General features: G+C 60.6%; 15 protein-coding genes and 2 pseudogenes. 13 read left to right on the forward strand and 4 right to left on the reverse strand.

Translation table 11 applies throughout. The features are described from left to right. Nucleotides 1-271 (reverse strand): annotated as a pseudogene (locus C9413_RS12955) (L,D-transpeptidase); the annotation flags it as partial. A gap of 272 nt (nt 272-543) precedes the next feature. Here C9413_RS12955 and C9413_RS12960 point away from each other — a divergent pair. Then, nucleotides 544-1,302, forward strand: a complete 759-nt coding sequence (locus tag C9413_RS12960) for an SDR family NAD(P)-dependent oxidoreductase (protein ID WP_039843811.1) — start codon at nt 544-546, stop codon at nt 1,300-1,302. A 23-nt stretch (nt 1,303-1,325) separates the two neighbouring features. On the opposite strand, the gene C9413_RS12965 is transcribed toward C9413_RS12960, so the two are convergent. Continuing rightward, the gene (locus C9413_RS12965) at nt 1,326-2,231 is read right to left on the reverse strand and encodes a GntR family transcriptional regulator (protein WP_039843810.1); all 906 of its coding nucleotides are present in this window, start codon (nt 2,229-2,231) and stop codon (nt 1,326-1,328) included. 232 nt (nt 2,232-2,463) lie between these two features. On the opposite strand from C9413_RS12965, the gene C9413_RS12970 reads away from it, so the two are divergent. The 7 genes from C9413_RS12970 (at nt 2,464) to C9413_RS13000 (ending at nt 10,428) form a co-directional block, all read left to right on the forward strand. Next, nucleotides 2,464-3,966: an altronate dehydratase family protein gene (locus C9413_RS12970; protein ID WP_039843809.1), complete on the forward strand. Its 1,503-nt coding sequence runs from the start codon at nt 2,464-2,466 to the stop codon at nt 3,964-3,966. 29 nt (nt 3,967-3,995) lie between these two features. Next, nucleotides 3,996-5,015 carry an aldo/keto reductase gene (locus tag C9413_RS12975; RefSeq protein ID WP_039843808.1) on the forward strand — a complete coding sequence of 340 codons (1,020 nt, stop codon included), beginning with the start codon at nt 3,996-3,998 and terminating at the stop codon, nt 5,013-5,015. 10 nt (nt 5,016-5,025) lie between these two features. Beyond that, nucleotides 5,026-5,472, forward strand: a complete 447-nt coding sequence (locus C9413_RS12980) for an RbsD/FucU domain-containing protein (RefSeq protein ID WP_039843807.1) — start codon at nt 5,026-5,028, stop codon at nt 5,470-5,472. Nucleotides 5,473-5,680: 208 nt separating this feature from the next. Continuing rightward, nucleotides 5,681-6,667, forward strand: a complete 987-nt coding sequence (locus C9413_RS12985; RefSeq protein WP_039843806.1) for an ABC transporter substrate-binding protein — start codon at nt 5,681-5,683, stop codon at nt 6,665-6,667. Nucleotides 6,668-6,788: 121 nt separating this feature from the next. Beyond that, entirely contained in the window at nt 6,789-8,339 is a 1,551-nt protein-coding gene (locus C9413_RS12990) for a sugar ABC transporter ATP-binding protein (protein ID WP_039843805.1), read from the forward strand. Nucleotides 8,340-8,366: 27 nt separating this feature from the next. Then, nucleotides 8,367-9,341: an ABC transporter permease gene (locus C9413_RS12995; protein WP_039843804.1), complete on the forward strand. Its 975-nt coding sequence runs from the start codon at nt 8,367-8,369 to the stop codon at nt 9,339-9,341. Nucleotides 9,342-9,408: 67 nt separating this feature from the next. Further along, nucleotides 9,409-10,428: a zinc-binding alcohol dehydrogenase family protein gene (locus C9413_RS13000; RefSeq protein ID WP_170250526.1), complete on the forward strand. Its 1,020-nt coding sequence runs from the start codon at nt 9,409-9,411 to the stop codon at nt 10,426-10,428. Here C9413_RS13000 and C9413_RS13005 read toward each other — a convergent pair. After that, nucleotides 10,425-11,144: a copper homeostasis protein CutC gene (locus C9413_RS13005; protein ID WP_039843802.1), complete on the reverse strand. Its 720-nt coding sequence runs from the start codon at nt 11,142-11,144 to the stop codon at nt 10,425-10,427. The two genes, C9413_RS13000 and C9413_RS13005, sit on opposite strands and share 4 nt — an antisense overlap. A 4-nt stretch (nt 11,145-11,148) precedes the next feature. After that, nucleotides 11,149-12,390 carry a LysR family transcriptional regulator gene (locus C9413_RS13010; RefSeq protein WP_039843801.1) on the reverse strand — a complete coding sequence of 414 codons (1,242 nt, stop codon included), beginning with the start codon at nt 12,388-12,390 and terminating at the stop codon, nt 11,149-11,151. A gap of 40 nt (nt 12,391-12,430) precedes the next feature. On the opposite strand from C9413_RS13010, the gene C9413_RS13015 reads away from it, so the two are divergent. From C9413_RS13015 to C9413_RS13035, 5 genes and pseudogenes are all read left to right on the forward strand, one after another. Continuing rightward, nucleotides 12,431-12,607, forward strand: a complete 177-nt coding sequence (locus C9413_RS13015) for a hypothetical protein (RefSeq protein ID WP_223843967.1) — start codon at nt 12,431-12,433, stop codon at nt 12,605-12,607. A gap of 197 nt (nt 12,608-12,804) precedes the next feature. Beyond that, nucleotides 12,805-13,713, forward strand: coding sequence for an ABC transporter substrate-binding protein (locus C9413_RS13020; RefSeq protein ID WP_039843800.1), 909 nt, complete (start codon nt 12,805-12,807; stop codon nt 13,711-13,713). A 61-nt stretch (nt 13,714-13,774) separates the two neighbouring features. Further along, on the forward strand, nt 13,775-14,941 hold the full coding sequence (locus C9413_RS13025) for an ABC transporter permease (protein WP_039843799.1): 1,167 nt from the start codon (nt 13,775-13,777) through the stop codon (nt 14,939-14,941). Beyond that, nucleotides 14,938-15,882 (forward strand): ABC transporter ATP-binding protein, encoded by a 945-nt coding sequence (locus tag C9413_RS13030; protein ID WP_170250527.1) that lies wholly within the window; start codon nt 14,938-14,940, stop codon nt 15,880-15,882. Before C9413_RS13025 ends, C9413_RS13030 begins: the two co-directional genes overlap by 4 nt. Further along, a pseudogene (locus tag C9413_RS13035) lies at nt 15,879-16,216 on the forward strand (ABC transporter permease); the annotation flags it as partial. The gene C9413_RS13030 and the pseudogene C9413_RS13035, both read left to right, overlap by 4 nt.

A 16,216-nucleotide genomic window follows, 5' to 3' on the forward strand; every position in this document is an offset into this window, starting at 1 on the left:
GGCCCTCTTCGCCGACTGCAACGCCATAGCGCAGGGCCTCGCCGCCGCCTTCCACCAGATAAAGGTAACGCTCGTAGGTGTTGACCACGATCGTCCCAGGCGGCTCGCTTCCGTCATACGGCACGCGCCGCCGCCGGTAGCGAGAGCTGATTCGCGGCGTCGACGAAAACATCGACCCCACCTGCCATCCCGTCGTTGAAGCGCAACCAGATACCATCAACGCCAGACTGCCCAGCAGGAGCCCCCGGCGCGCAACGTGTTTTTTTTCCATCTCTACCTGCTAAGCAATCGATCGACCCTATTCTTCCTCTTAACATCCCGGCGCCAACCGGCCAAGCCTCGCGTAAAAGGTGAAAGGTGCAAACGCTGTCGTTCGCCTTGAACCTGCGCTGCCGTCCTTCAAGGCCGAGGCGCTGCCGGGAGGGCGCATGGTTGGTGAAGGGCTCGCAGAACGAGCGGGCGCGTTGCTTGCGGTTATGAAAGGTCTTGCATCAATGGCATGCCTCTGCTCGATTAGTAGCAGGGATAATGAGGAGGGACTTGATGACGAAGCCTGACTTCACGGGGAAAGTCGCGCTCGTAACCGGCGGAGGGTCCGGTATAGGTGCAGCCATTTGCCGGCAGCTCGCTGACGAGGGAGCAGAGGTTGTCATTGCCGATCTCGATGCTGAGGCCGCACGCAACCTTGCCGCGGAGATCCGTTCAAAAGGTGGGCGGGCGCGGGACTTTGCGGTCGATGTCACGGATGCCGGGGCTGTGGAAAAGCTGATCGCCTACGCTGTCGAGACATGCGGCGGTCTGCATCTGGCGGTTAACAATGCAGGCATAGACGGCCCCCGAAAGGCGACAGCAGACTACCCGCTCGACAATTGGCACAACCTGATGAACGTCAACCTGAACGGCGTCTTCTACTGCATGAAGCATGAAATTGCCGCCATGCTGCAACGCGGCGGAGGGGCCATCGTCAACATGTCTTCCGCCCTCGGTTCGGTTGGATTGCCATTTACAGCAGCCTATACAGCCGCCAAGCACGGGGTTGTCGGCCTGACCAAGGTTGCCGCAATCGAATATGCGAGACTGGGCATCCGCATCAATGCCGTCGGCCCCGGCTGGATCGAAACGCCGCTTTTGACCGAGCATCTGGCGATAGCGGGAAGCCGGCGCATGGAAGCGCTTCAGCCGATGGGCAGGCGAGGCAGGCCGGAGGAGGTCGCAGCCCTCGTGTGCTTCCTCCTGTCCGAACAAGCAAGCTTCATCACTGGAAGCTACCATCTCGTGGACGGTGCCTATACCGCCCATTAGATCCACGCGCCGACTGCGCCTGCCTAAGCTGGAGGCGGCTCGGCAGGATTCTGCGGCAGCGACTGAAGAAGGGTCTGGCGTGCAGAACGCAGGTGCAGGCGGCACGAGAAGTCGATTGCCGCCTGATCGCGCGATTCCAGTGCCGCGATATAGTCGAGATGTTCGTGAATGGCGCGTCCGTTGCGCTGGCGGGCGAACGCCTTGTTCCATTGGTAGTGATAGTGGAAGATGATCGCGATCGCATCGTAGAAGTCCGCGATAAACCGGTTTTTCGCGGCGCCGTGGATCAGGAGATGGAAGCGCTCGTCAAGAGCTGAGAATTCCTTGTAGCGCGCATCGAAATCGTTGAGCATCGCATGATGCTCGGCCTTGATTTCGGCCAGCGCCGCCCAGGCTTCGCTTTCGGGCGGCAGCTTGCCGAATTCGGTGGCCGAATGGAGCTCGAACATTTCGCGGACGTCCGCGAGTTCCAGTGCAAATTCGCGGGTGAAGCCTTTCAGGATCCAGTGGCTGTTCGGCCGCTTTTCGATGAGGCCGAAGCGCGAGAAGCGGATGAGAAATTCGCGCACGCTGGTCGTGCCGGTGCCGATCTCACGAGCCAGTTCCAGCTCGTTGATCTGCATGCCGGGCGCGGCATCGTCCGACAGAATGCGCTGCATGAAGCTGCGCTCGATGATGTCGTGCAGCGAATCCGTCTCTTCGGACGGAAAGAGGTCGTTTTCGGTGGGAACGCGCAGCACGATCTTCTGGCGCTTGTTCCACCGGATGATGCCTTCGTCGTTCAGGCGGGTCAAAATCGCGCGGGCCGTGCTGCGGCTGATGCCGAGCTGCGCGGCGATTTCGGGTTCGGAAGGCAAGGCGGCATCCGGGCGCAGAGCAGCAGCATACCTGTTATAGGCTTCCTTGAAGACCGTATTCTGCCTTGCCATGTTACCCCGCTCTTTCCTCGTGCCTTTAAACTTTGCAACCTGCGAAGTTTAAAGCGCGCAGGAGCTAATCGACTGCGACCTTTATCCTATTTCCTGGCCATCTGCGGCCGTTTGCCTCCCTTGACCAAAGGAACAATATTCCCGTTGACTTGAAAATGTTTATTGTAGATAAAAAACAAAATCAATGCGCATTTTGCCGATGCAGCGGGCGCATTCCTCAGGGAGAAGACAATTGGACAAACTGCCTTGGCTCATCCTTTCTGCTGGAGATAACGTCGCCGTCGCAACAGCAGCGATCGAAGCCGGAGCGACCGTCGCAGGTATAAGGACCCGGCAAAAAATCGAACCTGGCCACAAGGTTGCGATCGCCGACATCCCGATCGGCACACCGGTGGTGAAATATGGCCAGGCGATCGGCCGCACGACTGCCGAGGTGAAGGCCGGCGATCATATCCACAGCCATAACCTGCATTTCGAGAACGACCGTCTGGCGGCAACTGCGAATTCCGCGCCGGAAGCGGCGACCGCGGAAGACCGCGCGCGTACCTTCATGGGTTACCGCCGTGCGGATGGCCGGGCGGCGACCCGCAACTATATCGGCATCATCGCCAGCGTGAACTGTTCCACCACCGTCTGCCGCGCGATTGCAGACGAGGCCAATCGCACTATCCTGCCGTATTACGAGGGCATCGACGGCTTCGTGCCGATCGTGCATGACCAGGGCTGTGGCATGAGCTCGACGGGTGACGGCATTTCGGTCCTTCACCGCACGCTTGCGGGCTACACGCGCCATGTCAATTTCGGTGGCGTGCTGATGATCGGACTTGGCTGCGAAGTAAACCAGCTGACGCTCTACGGCCAAAGCGGTGCCGGCAATGCCAAGCGGCACTTCAACATTCAGGATGCCGGCGGCTCGCGGCGGGCCGTCGAACGCGCCATGGGGATGCTCCGGGAGATCGCCGCCGATGTCGGTAGGGAGCGGCGCACGTCGATCCCCATCAGCGAGATCATCATCGGCCTGCAATGCGGTGGGTCGGACGGCTTTTCGGGTATTACTGCCAATCCGGCGCTCGGCGTCGCAGCCGATCTTCTGGCCGCAGCCGGCGGTACGGCAATCCTTTCCGAAACCTCGGAAATCTACGGCGCTGAGCATCTGCTGCGCAGCCGCGCGATCAACGAGGACGTGGCCAGCAAGCTCGACGACAAGATCGCCTGGTGGGAGAAATATGTCGGGCTGCATGGTGCCTCGCTCGACAACAACCCCTCACCCGGCAACAAGCGCGGCGGATTGACGACCATTCTTGAAAAATCGCTCGGTGCCGTCGCCAAGGGTGGCCGGTCTCCGCTAACGGCGGTCTACAGCTATGCCGAACGCGTGACTGCACCGGGACTCGTTTTTATGGATACGCCCGGATACGACCCGGTTTCCGCAACGGGGCAGGTTGCAGGCGGCGCAAACATGATCGCCTTCACAACCGGCCGCGGCAGCTGTTTCGGCTGTCGTCCCGCGCCCTCGATCAAGCTCTCCAGCAATTCGGCGCTCTATGCTTCGATGGAAGAGGACATGGATATCGATTGCGGCACGATCGCCACCGGCGATGCGACGATCAGCGGCAAGGGGCGCGAAATTTTCGACCTGATCATCGATACGGCTTCCGGCAAGAAGACGAAAAGCGAGGAGTTCGGCTACGGCGACAACGAATTTGTACCGTGGCATCTGGGGGCAACGCTCTAACAGAGATCGGCTCTTCACGGGGAGGGAAGATGAAGACGAGGAAAATCGGCAAGACGGAACTCAAGGTCACCGAAATCAGTTTCGGTGCCGCGGCCCTGGGTGGCCTTTACCGTGCCTGCCCGCGCGAACAGGCAATGGAAACGCTGGAAGCTGCTTGGGCGAGCGGCATCCGCTATTTCGACGTAGCCCCCTGGTACGGCCTCGGCCTTGCCGAGCGCCACGTGGGCGATTTCCTGAGGGCAAAGCCCGAGAGCGAATACGTGCTCTCGACCAAGGTTGGCCGGCTTTTGCGGCCCGTGCCGACAGGTACGGTGCCGGACTACAGCTATGTCGACCCGCTCTCCTTCGATGCCGATTACGACTATTCCTATGACGGCATCATGCGATCGGTCGATTTCAGCTATGCGCGGCTGGGGCTCAATCGCGTCGATATTCTCTATGTCCACGACATCGGCACCTACACGCACGGTGCCGAAAAGAATGCCGTCCACCTGAAAAAATTTCTCAACTCCGGCATCAAGGCGCTGGAAGAGCTGAAGTCATCGGGCGCGATCAAGGCTTTCGGCCTGGGCGTCAACGAGGTTCCAGTCTGTCTCGATGTCATGCGCAACGCCGACATCGACGCCATCCTCATGGCCGGGCGCTATACCTTGCTCGATCGCTCCGCCGTGGCGGAGCTCCTGCCGCTCTGCCGCAAGAAAGGCACATCTCTGGTAGTCGGCGGCGTCTTCAACTCCGGCATCCTTGCGACCGGTCCAGTGCCGGGCTCGCATTTCGACTACATGCCCGCGACACCGCACGTGCTTGCCAAGGTGGGCGCGATGGAAGACATCGCCAAACGCCACGGCGTTGTGCTCGCGGCCCCGGCGCTGCAATTCCCGCTCCGCGAGCCAGCCGTTTCTTCCGTGCTGATCGGTACGGCAAAGGCATCCAGCCTCAAGCGCAACATGGAGCTCTTCGAGCCCGCGCTACCCGACACGATCTTCCCTGAATTCGACCACCTAACACTCGTCGCGCCGCCGCTCGGCGAACACGCGGTGCGCGTTTAAGGACCAGACGATGCTCAAAGGAATTCATCCCGTCCTCAGCCCGGATCTTCTGCGCGCCATAGCGTGCATGGGGCACGGCGACGACATTGTCATCGCGGACGCCAACTTTCCCTCGAGCACCATGGGACCGGATGTCATTCGTGCCGATGGCGTAACGGCGACCGAGATGGCCGAAGCGATCCTGACACATATGCCGCTGGACACGTTCGTTCCGGAAACGGCATGGCGCATGGAGGTCGTCGGCAATCCCGGCGCCATGCCGGAGGTTTGCGCCGAATTCCAGGAGATTGTGAGCAGGCGGGCGGGCGATTTCCGGATCGCGCAGCTTGAACGCTTCGCATTCTACGAGCACGCCAGGAAGGCGGCTTATATCGTCGCGACGACCGAATTCCGGCTGTACGGAAACCTTATTCTGAAGAAAGGCGTCGTGCATCCGCATGAAATCTATCGCGGCTGATATTTGTTTTAGAATGCAGTTTAATTTATTTAAAAACAGGAGCTTGAGAGTATAGTCGAAACAGCCGCAGCCGGCCTTTAGCCACTTGCAATTTGGAAAGGTCTCGGCTAGTTTCCTTCGGCAAATGTTTTTTATAGATAAAAATCGTCCGCCTGCGTTCAGCGGTCTGGTTTCTTGGAGGAGAACGCACCTTGAGAGGAGAACCCACATGCGCATGAAATCCATTCTGTCTCGCCGAGCCTTCACGGCCCTCGCGGGCGCCGCCGTCATCGCAACTGCAATGCCGGTCCCATCCTTCGCAGCCGACGTGACGATCCCGATCATCGTCAAGGATACGACGTCCTTCTACTGGCAGATCGTGCTCGCCGGCGCCCGCAAGGCCGGCAAGGATCTCGGCGTCAACGTCCCGGAACTTGGCGCGCAGGCCGAATCCGACATCAATGGCCAGATCAGCATTCTTGAAAACGCCGTCGCCGGCAAACCCGCTGCCGTCGTCATTTCGCCGACCGAATTCAAGGCACTCGGAAAGCCGATCGACGAAGCGGCCAAATCGGTTCCGATCATCGGTATCGACTCTGGTGCCGATTCCAAGGCCTTCAAGTCGTTCCTGACGACGGACAACGTTCAGGGCGGCCGTATTGCAGCTGACGGTCTGGCCGCAGCCATCAAGGAAATGACGGGCAAGGAAGAGGGTGAAGTTGTGATCCTCACCAATCTTCCGGGCGTCGGCTCACTCGAGCAGCGCCGCGAAGGCTTCCTGGATCAGGTGAAGACCAAGTATCCCGGCCTGAAGGTCATTGCCGACAAATACGGTGACGGCCAGGCAACGACCGGCCTCAACATGATGACCGACCTGATCACCGCCAACCCGAATCTCGTCGGGGTTTTTGCCTCCAACCTGATCCTGGGGCAGGGTGTTGGCCAAGCGATCGCTGAAAACAAGCTCGGCGACAAGATCAAGGTCATCGCCTTCGACAGCGACGAAAAGACCGTCGGCTTCCTGAAGGAAGGTTCGCTGGCGGGTCTCGTCGTGCAGGATCCCTATCGCATGGGTTATGACGGCATAAAGACCGCGCTTGCGGTTTCGAAGGGCGAGAAGGTCGAAGAAAACGTCGACACCGGCGCAAACCTCGTCACCAAGGCGAATATGAGCGACCCGAAGATCGAAGCGCTGATCAATCCGAAGATCCAGTAAACACGAGCCAAGGCTGCGCGCGAGAAATTCCGCGCAGCCTTTTCTTCACCTGTGTTATCGTTTGCCCGAGGGGCGCGGATCGCTGGTGGAGGAGACAGCAATTCGTGAGGAGGAGACGTCCATGAGCCTGGAAGAGGTCAGTCATCGCCACGACGACAGCGCGACACTGAAAGAGGCAAACCGCATTCCTGCGGGCTCACCGATCCTCGAGCTCAGGGCATTGCAGAAGAATTATGGCTATGTCCAAGCGCTAAAGCCTGCGACGATGACCTTTCTGGCCGGCGAAATTCACGCGATAGTCGGCGAAAACGGTGCGGGCAAATCAACCCTCATTAAGCTGTTGACCGGTGTGATCAGTCGAACCGCCGGGGAAGTTTTCTGGTGCGGCCATCCCGTTGCACTTGCGACGCCGAACGAGGCGATCGCGCGCGGCATCAACGCCGTCCACCAGGAGGTGGTGCTCTGCCCCCACCTGACGGTTGCGGCCAATCTCTTTCTCGGCGACGAAGTCAACCAGTACGGCCTCATGCGAAAGAAGCAGATGGTCAAGATGGCACAGGCCGTCCTCGACGATCTCGGCTTCGGCCTGCCGGCAAATGTCCTGCTGAGTGAGCTCACCATCGGCCAGCAGCAGCTCGTTGCAACGGCACGCGCAGCTATGCGCGGTACGCAGTTTCTCATCTTCGACGAGCCGACCGCTTATCTTACCCGACAGGAATCTGCACAACTCTTCAAGCTCATCCGTCGCCTGCAGGGCGAAGGCGTAACGATCGTCTACATCAGCCACCGCATGGAAGAAGTTTTCGAACTTGCCGACCGCGTCTCGGTGCTGCGCGACGGCATCCATGTCGGCACGCGCGCGATCGGCGAGACGAACGAGGCGGAGTTGATCGCATTGATGATCAACCGCTCGATCGAACAGATCTATCACAAGGAAGAAATTCCGATCGGCGAAACGATCCTTGATGTGCGCGGGCTTTCGGGGCCCGGTTTCGAGAACGTATCGCTGACCGTGAAGGCCGGCCAGATCGTCGGGCTTTACGGCCTGATCGGGGCAGGACGCAGCGAATTCGCACTCGGCCTCTACGGCCGTGAAAAGACGACTGCCGGCGAAGTCCGCTGGATGGGCAAGCAGGTCGCTATCAAGAACGAACGCACGGCGATGGAGCTCGGGATCGCGCTTGCGCCCGAGAGCCGCCGCGATCAGGGGCTCTGCCTCAACCTGTCTATCAGTCTCAACATCAACTTGCCGGTCTTCAAGAGGCTGAGCAAAGGCCCGGTCATCAGCCACAGCGAGGAATCGGAGAATTCCGACCGGCAGATTCGTAATCTTTCAATCAAGACCCCGAGCCGCCGTGTGCTTGCGTCCAGCATGTCCGGCGGCAACCAGCAAAAGGTCGTCATCGGCAAATGGCTCAGCCACGGCGCACGCCTGTTCATCTTCGACGAGCCAACGGTGGGTGTCGATGTCGGCACAAAGGCGGAAATCTACCGGCTGTTTGCCAAGCTTCTGAAGGAAGGCGCAGGCATCATCCTGATCTCGTCCTACCTGCCGGAAGTCTACGAGCTTGCTGACCGGCTGCACGTTTTCCGCCGCGGCCAGTTGGTCGCAAGCCACGACTACCACGCGGCGACGCATGAAGAAGTGCTCGGCGAAGCGATCGGCGTCTGAGTTAAAAGAATAAGAGGGAGAGAACCAATGACTGTAACCCCCACGGAAATCGTCGCCCCGCCGCCGCGCCGAAAAGTGAACATCCTGTTCAGCCTGACCCTGATCGGATTGCTTCTCTTCCTCTGGATCCTTCTCGGCATCGTCACCGTCAGCTTCTGGACGCCGCTCAATATTTCGAACCTGCTGCGGCAGGGCGCGATGACGGCAATCCTGGCGCTCGGCCAGACCTTCGTTATCATTACGGCCGGCATCGACCTATCCGTCGGCGCCATCGTCGGCTTTGCCGGTGTCATCCTCGCGTGGCTTCTGCAGGCTGGGGTTCCGGTATGGGCCTCCATTCTCATCACCCTGCTGATCGGGGTCGGGATCGGAGCCTTTCACGGTTTCGGCATCGTCAAGATGGGTCTGCCACCGTTCATCATCACATTGGCCACGCTGACCTCGTTGCGCGGTATCGGGCTGCTCATCACCAATGGATCGACGATCAATATCGTCAATGAGCCCTTCACGAACTTCGCCCGCGCCAACTTTCTCGGCGTGCCGAGCCTCTTCTGGATGGTCATACTCGTCGCGGTTCCGTCCTTCGTCTTCCTGCATCTGAGCCGGTGGGGACGCTATCTCTTCGCGGTCGGATCCAACCGCGAAGCTGCCCGCCTTTCCGGTGTGCGCGTCGACGGCATGATCTATCTCGCCTATATTCTCTCAGCGACCTTCGCCGCCTTTGTCGGCGTGCTGCTTGCCTCGCGCATCGCGATCGGCAACGCGACCCAGGCCGACGGCTGGGAACTGCAGGCGATCGCCTCTTCCGTTATCGGCGGGACCAGCCTTTTCGGTGCGATCGGCTCGGTCCATGGTCCGCTGATCGGCGCCTTCATCCTGGCCACGATCAACAACGGCGCGAACCTCTTGAACGTCAACTCATTCTGGCAGCGTATCATCACCGGTCTGCTGATCATCGTGATCGTCTATTTCGATCAGTTGCGCCGCCGCCGGAGCCAGTGAGATCGAAGAAACATCGTGAAGCCGGTCCCGCGACCGGCTTCTTCATGTTCTGAATGCGAGACACATCATGAAAGCAGTGCTTTGCCAGACGCCCGGCGTGCTCGAAATGGTCGATCACCCCTCCCCCGGAACCCCTGCCCCCGGCTGGGTCCGGCTTGCCGTCAGCCACGGCGGCATTTGCGGCACGGATTATCACATCTTCGAAGGCAAACACCCCTTCCTCGAATATCCGCGCGTCATGGGCCACGAAATCTCTGCAACCGTGCTCGAGGCGGGTGACGGTGTTACGATGACTGCCGGAACGCCAGTGATCGTCAATCCGTACCTTTCTTGCGGCAATTGCGTTGCCTGCCGGCAAGACAAACCGAACTGCTGCACGAATATCAAGGTGCTCGGCGTCCACACCGATGGAGCGTTCTGCGAAGAGATCACCGTTCCGGCCGGCAATCTCTATGCCGCGAAAGGCTTGAGCCTCGAGGCGGCAGCAACCGTCGAGTTCCTGGCGATCGGCGCACACGCCGTCCGGCGTTCGATGGCGCCCGCCGCCTCGCGATCGCTGGTCATCGGTGCAGGTCCGATCGGGCTTGGGGCTGCAATCTTCTCACGGATTGCCGGGCATGACGTGACACTGCTCGACACCAGTACCGAACGGTTGCAGATGGCTTCGGAGCGATTCGGCTTCGTCTCCGGCATTGTCGCCAATGACGAAACGGCCGAAGCCTTGAAGGCGAAGACGGCCGGCGACGGCTTCGATGTCGTCTTCGACGCAACGGGTTACGGTCCTTCGATGGAGAAGGCTTTCAGTTTCGTGGCGCATGGCGGCGCACTGGTGCTGGTTAGCGTTGTGAAGGACGACATCCGCTTTTCCGACCCGGAATTCCACAAGCGCGAAATGACGGTCATCGGCAGCCGCAATGCGACGCGCGCCGACTTCGTGCATGTCGCGGATTCGATCGCCAAAGGTCTCGTGCCGGTCGACAAGCTGATCACGCACCGCACGACACTTGCCGACGCGCCGCGCGACCTCCCCCTCTGGACGCATCAAAAGACCGGCCTCATCAAGGCCGTCATCAAGGTGGCCGCCTAAGCCGCGTCTATCGCCTGACGCATCTGGCGGACGACCGCGACATCGGTCTGATTGGTGGCCGGTGCCGCAAAACCGAAAGAGACGGCGCTCGGATCGATGTTCGCCGGCGAACTGCACGAGCCATGGACCTCCCGGGCGCCTGTCACGCGCAGAATTTGCGCGACATTGCCGCAGCGCACGCCGCTGCCGGGCATGATCGAAATCCGGCCGTCGGCTTTTGCGGAGATACGCTTCAGCGTTTCGAGACCATCCATCGCTTTCGGCGCGCAGCCGGAGCTGAGGATGCGCTCGCAGCCAAGCCCGATGGCCTGCTCTAGCGCAACATCGGCATCTGGCGCGAGGTCGAAGGCGCGATGCAACGTAGAGCCCAGACCGGCAGCATGCTTTTTCAAGCGGTGGATGAGCGGCATGTCCAGTGTTCCGTCGGATCGGTTGGCGCCGATGACAACGCCGGCGAGGCCAAAAGCGCGGACGGCATCGATATCCGCCATCATTGCATCCTCGTCCGCTGCATCGAAGATGAAGGGCCCGGAATGCGGACGGATCATCGCGTAGACCGGGATCGGCGCCGAGGCTGCGGCTTTCATGAGACCTGCGACCGGCGTCAGGCCGCCCAGTTCGAGCGCCGAGCAAAGTTCGATACGGTCCGCGCCGCCTTCGATTGCGGCAGCAAGGCCTTTCGGGCTGTCCACGCACACTTCCAGCAAAGCCGGCATCTTTCTAATCTCCTTCATTCGCCGACAGCCTCTTTAGGCGACAGCAGCCGGTCTTCGCGACAGGCTCCGAGATGATCTTGTCCACGACTGCAGCAATCATGGCGCAGGCGTCCGCCGATGCTTTCCGATGATTGAAGGCGACATGATAGGAAATCGGGATGTGTTCGGCGAGTTCGACAATACGGACGCGATCGGCGATCGGCAACGCGCTGACGCGTCCGAGGAAAGAGATATAGCCGTGGTTCGCGACGAGATCGACGATCACCGGCAGTGAATCGGCCGCCATGATATCCTGGTTGCGAAAGCGGCGGCTTACGGTCCGCTCGCGGCTCAGTGCGGTCGCGGCATCGCCCAGGCCAGTTCGCTCGCTCGGCGTACAGATGGGATGCTCGGCCACCAGATCGGCGACAGTCTGCCCCGTACTTGCCGGCGGCGCGATCGCCACCAGATCGGTGCGGAGGAGTTCGCGATGTCCGAAGCTTTCCAGCTCGAACACCGAATCCAGGATCGCCACGTCGATGCGGCCAGATCTGAGGGCTTCCCGCAGATCATCGGCGGTCATGGAGATCAGCGAAATCGCGTTCTTGCTGTGCCCCGCATTCCAATCGGCCACCAGAGCGCCCAGGCAGCGCGCAACCCAACTTTCCGCACCCGTCGGAATGATCGATCCGATACGCAGCGAACGCGCCACACGCCGATAGCGTTCGTCGGCCGTTGATTTGAGATCGTTCCAGGCCTGGCTCACCACCGAAAAGATTCCGTAGACCCGCCTTCCCTTCTCGGTCAGCGTCGAGCCCTGCGCCTGACGTTCGAGAAGCTGATGACCGACGAACTTCTCAAGATTGGCGATCTGCAATGAAAGTTGCGGCTGGCCAAGCTGAAGACGCCGGGCGGCACGATTGATGCTGCCCTGATCCGCGACCTCCAGAAAGCGCTCGATCGTCACGAGCTTGATCGGAATGCGCGATGCCCAGCGTTCGAAGGCTTCGGCGCGTTCACCGGCGATTTCATAAAGCTGCTCGACCGCGTGCATGATGGGCCGCAGCGCGTCACGCACCTTGCCGCTCGCGATCAGTTTGACAAGTTCACCGGAACTGCGCTTGGTCAACTTGATCGCAAGCTCACTCTCAAGGTTGCTGACCGACGCCGATACCGTGGAGGCCGCGAGCGAGAAGCGCCGTGCGGTTTCTCGAACCGAACCCGAGGAGAGAACGTGGCTGGCGACAAAAAGGGCACCGAGATGCAAGGCATTCTCCGGAAGTGACTGAAAAACCGGACGATATGATGTGTTCACGAAAAAAGATATCCCTGTTCCGGAATTGCCGGGCTATCGTCGTTTCGAGAACAAATCCGGGCGCGGCAGCACAGCCGATAAGAGCACCGGAGGATTGCGGAAACACGCAAGGGGACAAAAACAAACCGCCGCGGCCTTGCAAAAGGAAATGCAGTTTGGCGCGCGGTGATGCTTTCACGGCCATAATCGCGTCGCGACTGCAGATACTGGAGAGGGGTTGCATCGATTTTTCGAGAGCGCACACTATTTCCATGATGCTCGTATGTCCGGCATGATCGCTTATGCGCTTTGGCCGGCGGATTTCATGCGCGAAGGTTCCCGCCGGGCCCTCGCGACGGTCAAACGGTGTAACCAAGGGGACACTCCATGTTCAAGAAACTTGCGCTTGCCGTCTCACTTTCCGCTTTTGCGGCGGGTGCGGCCCATGCTGCCGACGTCGTCGTCTCGTCGAAGATCGATACGGAAGGCACGCTGCTCGGCAACGTCATTGCGCTGGCGCTGGAAGCCAACGGCATCAAGACGCAGGACCGCATCGCACTGGGAGCGACGCCGGTCGTGCGCAAGGCGATAACGGCCGGCGAAATCGATATCTATCCGGAATATACCGGTAATGCCGGCTTCTTCTTCAACAAGGCCGATGATGCAGCCTGGAAGAATCTCGAGCAGGGCTACGAGATGGCCAAGAAGCTCGACTACGATGCCAACAAGATCGTCTGGCTGGCCCCCTCGCCTGCCAACAACACCTGGGCGCTCGGCATTCGCAACGATGTCGCCGGTCCGAACAACCTCAAGACCATGTCCGATTTCGGCAAATGGGTGGCCGGTGGCGGCGATGCAAAGCTTGCAGCTTCCGCCGAGTTCGTGAACTCGGCCGGTGCGCTTCCTGCCTTCCAGACCACCTACGGCTTCCAACTCAAACCCGACCAGATGGTCGTCCTTTCCGGCGGCGATACGGCAGCGACGATCAAGGCCGCCGCCGACCAGACGAACGGCGTCAACACCGCCATGGTCTATGGCACCGACGGCGCAATCGAAGCGGCCGAACTTACCGTCCTTGAAGACGATAAGAGCGTGCAGCAGGTCTATGCGCCGACCGCGATTATCCGCGAGGACGTGCTGAAGGCGAACCCGAAGATCGAGGAAATCCTCGCTCCGATCTTCAAGAGCCTGACGGCAGACGAACTGCGAAAGCTGAACGCCAGGATCCAGGTCGAGGGCGAGCCGGCAAAGTCTGTTGCCGAAACCTATCTGAAGGAAAAGGGCTTCCTGAAGTAATCTTCTTACGCTCCGCCCTCATTGCAGGGCGGAGCGGCTGCTTTCCAGACAGGATGGATCGATGGAAGAAACCTTAGCGGTCCGCAAATTGGATCGGCTCGGCTTGGTTCTCGTGGCTGCCGGCAGCATCGCCGCGGCCCTTTTGCCCTTCATCTATGTGAAGGCAAACCGCATTGCCTCCGGCAAGCCGATGCTGCTTACGCAGCTTCTCGACCATCCTTCCATCATCATTCTCGCCATTCTGCTGGTCGCCACCGCATTTGCTACACTCTTTGCAAAGAGCGCCCCGTTGCGGCTTGCGATAGCAACGCTTGGGCTGGCAGCACTTGTCGCGGCGATCGGTCTCGTGGCCGCGGCCTTTACTCCACCCAACAGCAATGCGGCGCGCATGACGCCGGGAGGCGGTTTCTGGGTGCTGTTTGCCGTCGTCGGTCTCATCATTTCGGATGCGCTCGTCAAGGTCCGTCTGACGCCGTGGATGCGGGTCGCCGCGCTGATCGGCTACACTGCGCTCTTGGCTGGTTGCCTTTCTTCCGGCTTGCTCGACAGCCTGTCGATCATGAAGGAGTTCGCAACGCGGTCTGCTCAATTCTGGTCCGAGGCGGTCGCCCATTCGCTGCTCGCCCTCGGTTCGCTTGCGATCGCGATCGTCGTCGGCTTGCCGCTCGGCATCTTCTGTTTCTGGGTACCGAAGCTGCGAGCCGCCGTGCTGCAGGGCCTCAGCCTGATCCAGACCATCCCGAGCCTTGCGCTCTTCGGCATCCTTATGCTGCCGCTCGGCTATATCGCAACGCATGTGCCGCTCGCAGCCGACCTCGGCATCCGCGGGATTGGCACGGCGCCGGCGCTGATCGCGCTCGTGCTCTATTCCTTGCTGCCGATCGTAGCCAATACGGTCGTCGGTCTTGAGGGCGTTGATCCTTCAGTGCGGGATGCCGCCGCCGGCATGGGACTGACGCGCCGGCAAATCCTGACCGGCATCGATATGCCGCTTGCCTTTCCGGTCATTCTCACCGGCATCCGCATCGTGCTCGTACAGGCGATCGGCCTCGTGACGATTGCAGCGCTCATCGGCGGCGGCGGGTTCGGCATCTTCATTTTCCAGGGGCTCGGGCAGACCGCCATGGATCTCGTCATGCTCGGTGCCGTGCCGACCGTCTTCTTCGCCTTTTCATCGGCCGTCATCCTCGATGCGGTCATAGACAGCATACGGGGATCGGCCGCATGACCATGATCGAGATCAGGAACGTCACCAAACGCTATGGCGCTGCAGCCGTCGTCGATGGTGTCTCGATGAGCGTCGAGAAGGGTTCGATCACCGTCATCGTCGGCACGTCCGGTTCGGGCAAATCGACGCTGATGCGGATGATCAATCGGCTGGTCCCGATCACCGAAGGGCAGATCTTCGTCGCCGGGCAGAATGTCATGGACGTGCCGGCAACAGACCTGCGCCGCAAGATCGGCTACGCAATCCAGGGTCACGGACTCTTTCCGCACCGGACCGTGGCGCAGAATATCGCAACCGTACCGGAACTGCTGGGCTGGGACGCAGCGCGCACCGCCGGGCGCGTCGACGAGCTCCTCGGTCTCTTCAATCTCGATCCGGCAAGTTTTGCCGAAAAATACCCCCATCAGCTTTCCGGCGGTCAGCAGCAACGCGTCGGTGTGGCCCGCGCGCTCGCCGCCGAACCGGAGCTGCTGCTGATGGACGAACCTTTCGGTGCGCTCGATCCAGTTATCCGCGGAAAGGCGCAGGACGATCTCCTGGCGATCCAGAAGCAGTTCGGCACGACCGTCATTCTCGTGACCCACGACATGGACGAGGCCTTCCACCTCGGCAACCAGATCGCCGTCATGAGCGAGGGCAGGCTGCTGCAATGCTCGACGCCGGAAAAGATACTGACCGACCCGGCCGACCCCTTCGTGCAACAGTTGACCGGTACCTACGACAGGGCCTTGAAACTGATGTCGTTGCTGCCGCTCAAGGCAAGCATGGCGCCCGCCAAGACAGGGCTGCCTTACGCACTGCCGCAATCGATCAGCCTTCGGGACGCTCTCGCGGAAATGATCTGGCAAGGGGTCGAGGAAGCAGCTGTACAAGATGCCGACAGGGCTCCGGTCGGCTCGATCTCCATGACGCGGCTTCTCGAACTGGGCCGCAAGGCATGAAGCTTGTCGTCGCCAACCTCTTTCGTTTCGCAGCGCTGGGGCTACTGCTGATCCTGCTTTTCAGGACCGAGTGGCTTTCCTTCATACTGGTGCCGCTGACCAGCAACAACGCGCCGCCGGTCTACACGCAAAACAGCCTGCCATCGCTTGCCTTCGGCCACCTGGAGCTGGTGGTCTTCTCGATCGTCGGCAGCGCCATTCTGGCGGTTCTGGCGGGCGGCCTCGTGACGCCGAAAAGCGGCGAGGATTTCCTGCCCCTCTCCCGCGCGACCGCCCATGCCCGGCCGGCCTTCCCGCCAGCCGCCCTGCCGGGCCTTGCCGTTCCCGCCCCCCC

This window comes from Rhizobium sp. SEMIA 4085 (assembly GCF_013004495.1).
In the GTDB taxonomy this organism is placed as follows: domain Bacteria; phylum Pseudomonadota; class Alphaproteobacteria; order Rhizobiales; family Rhizobiaceae; genus Rhizobium; species Rhizobium gallicum.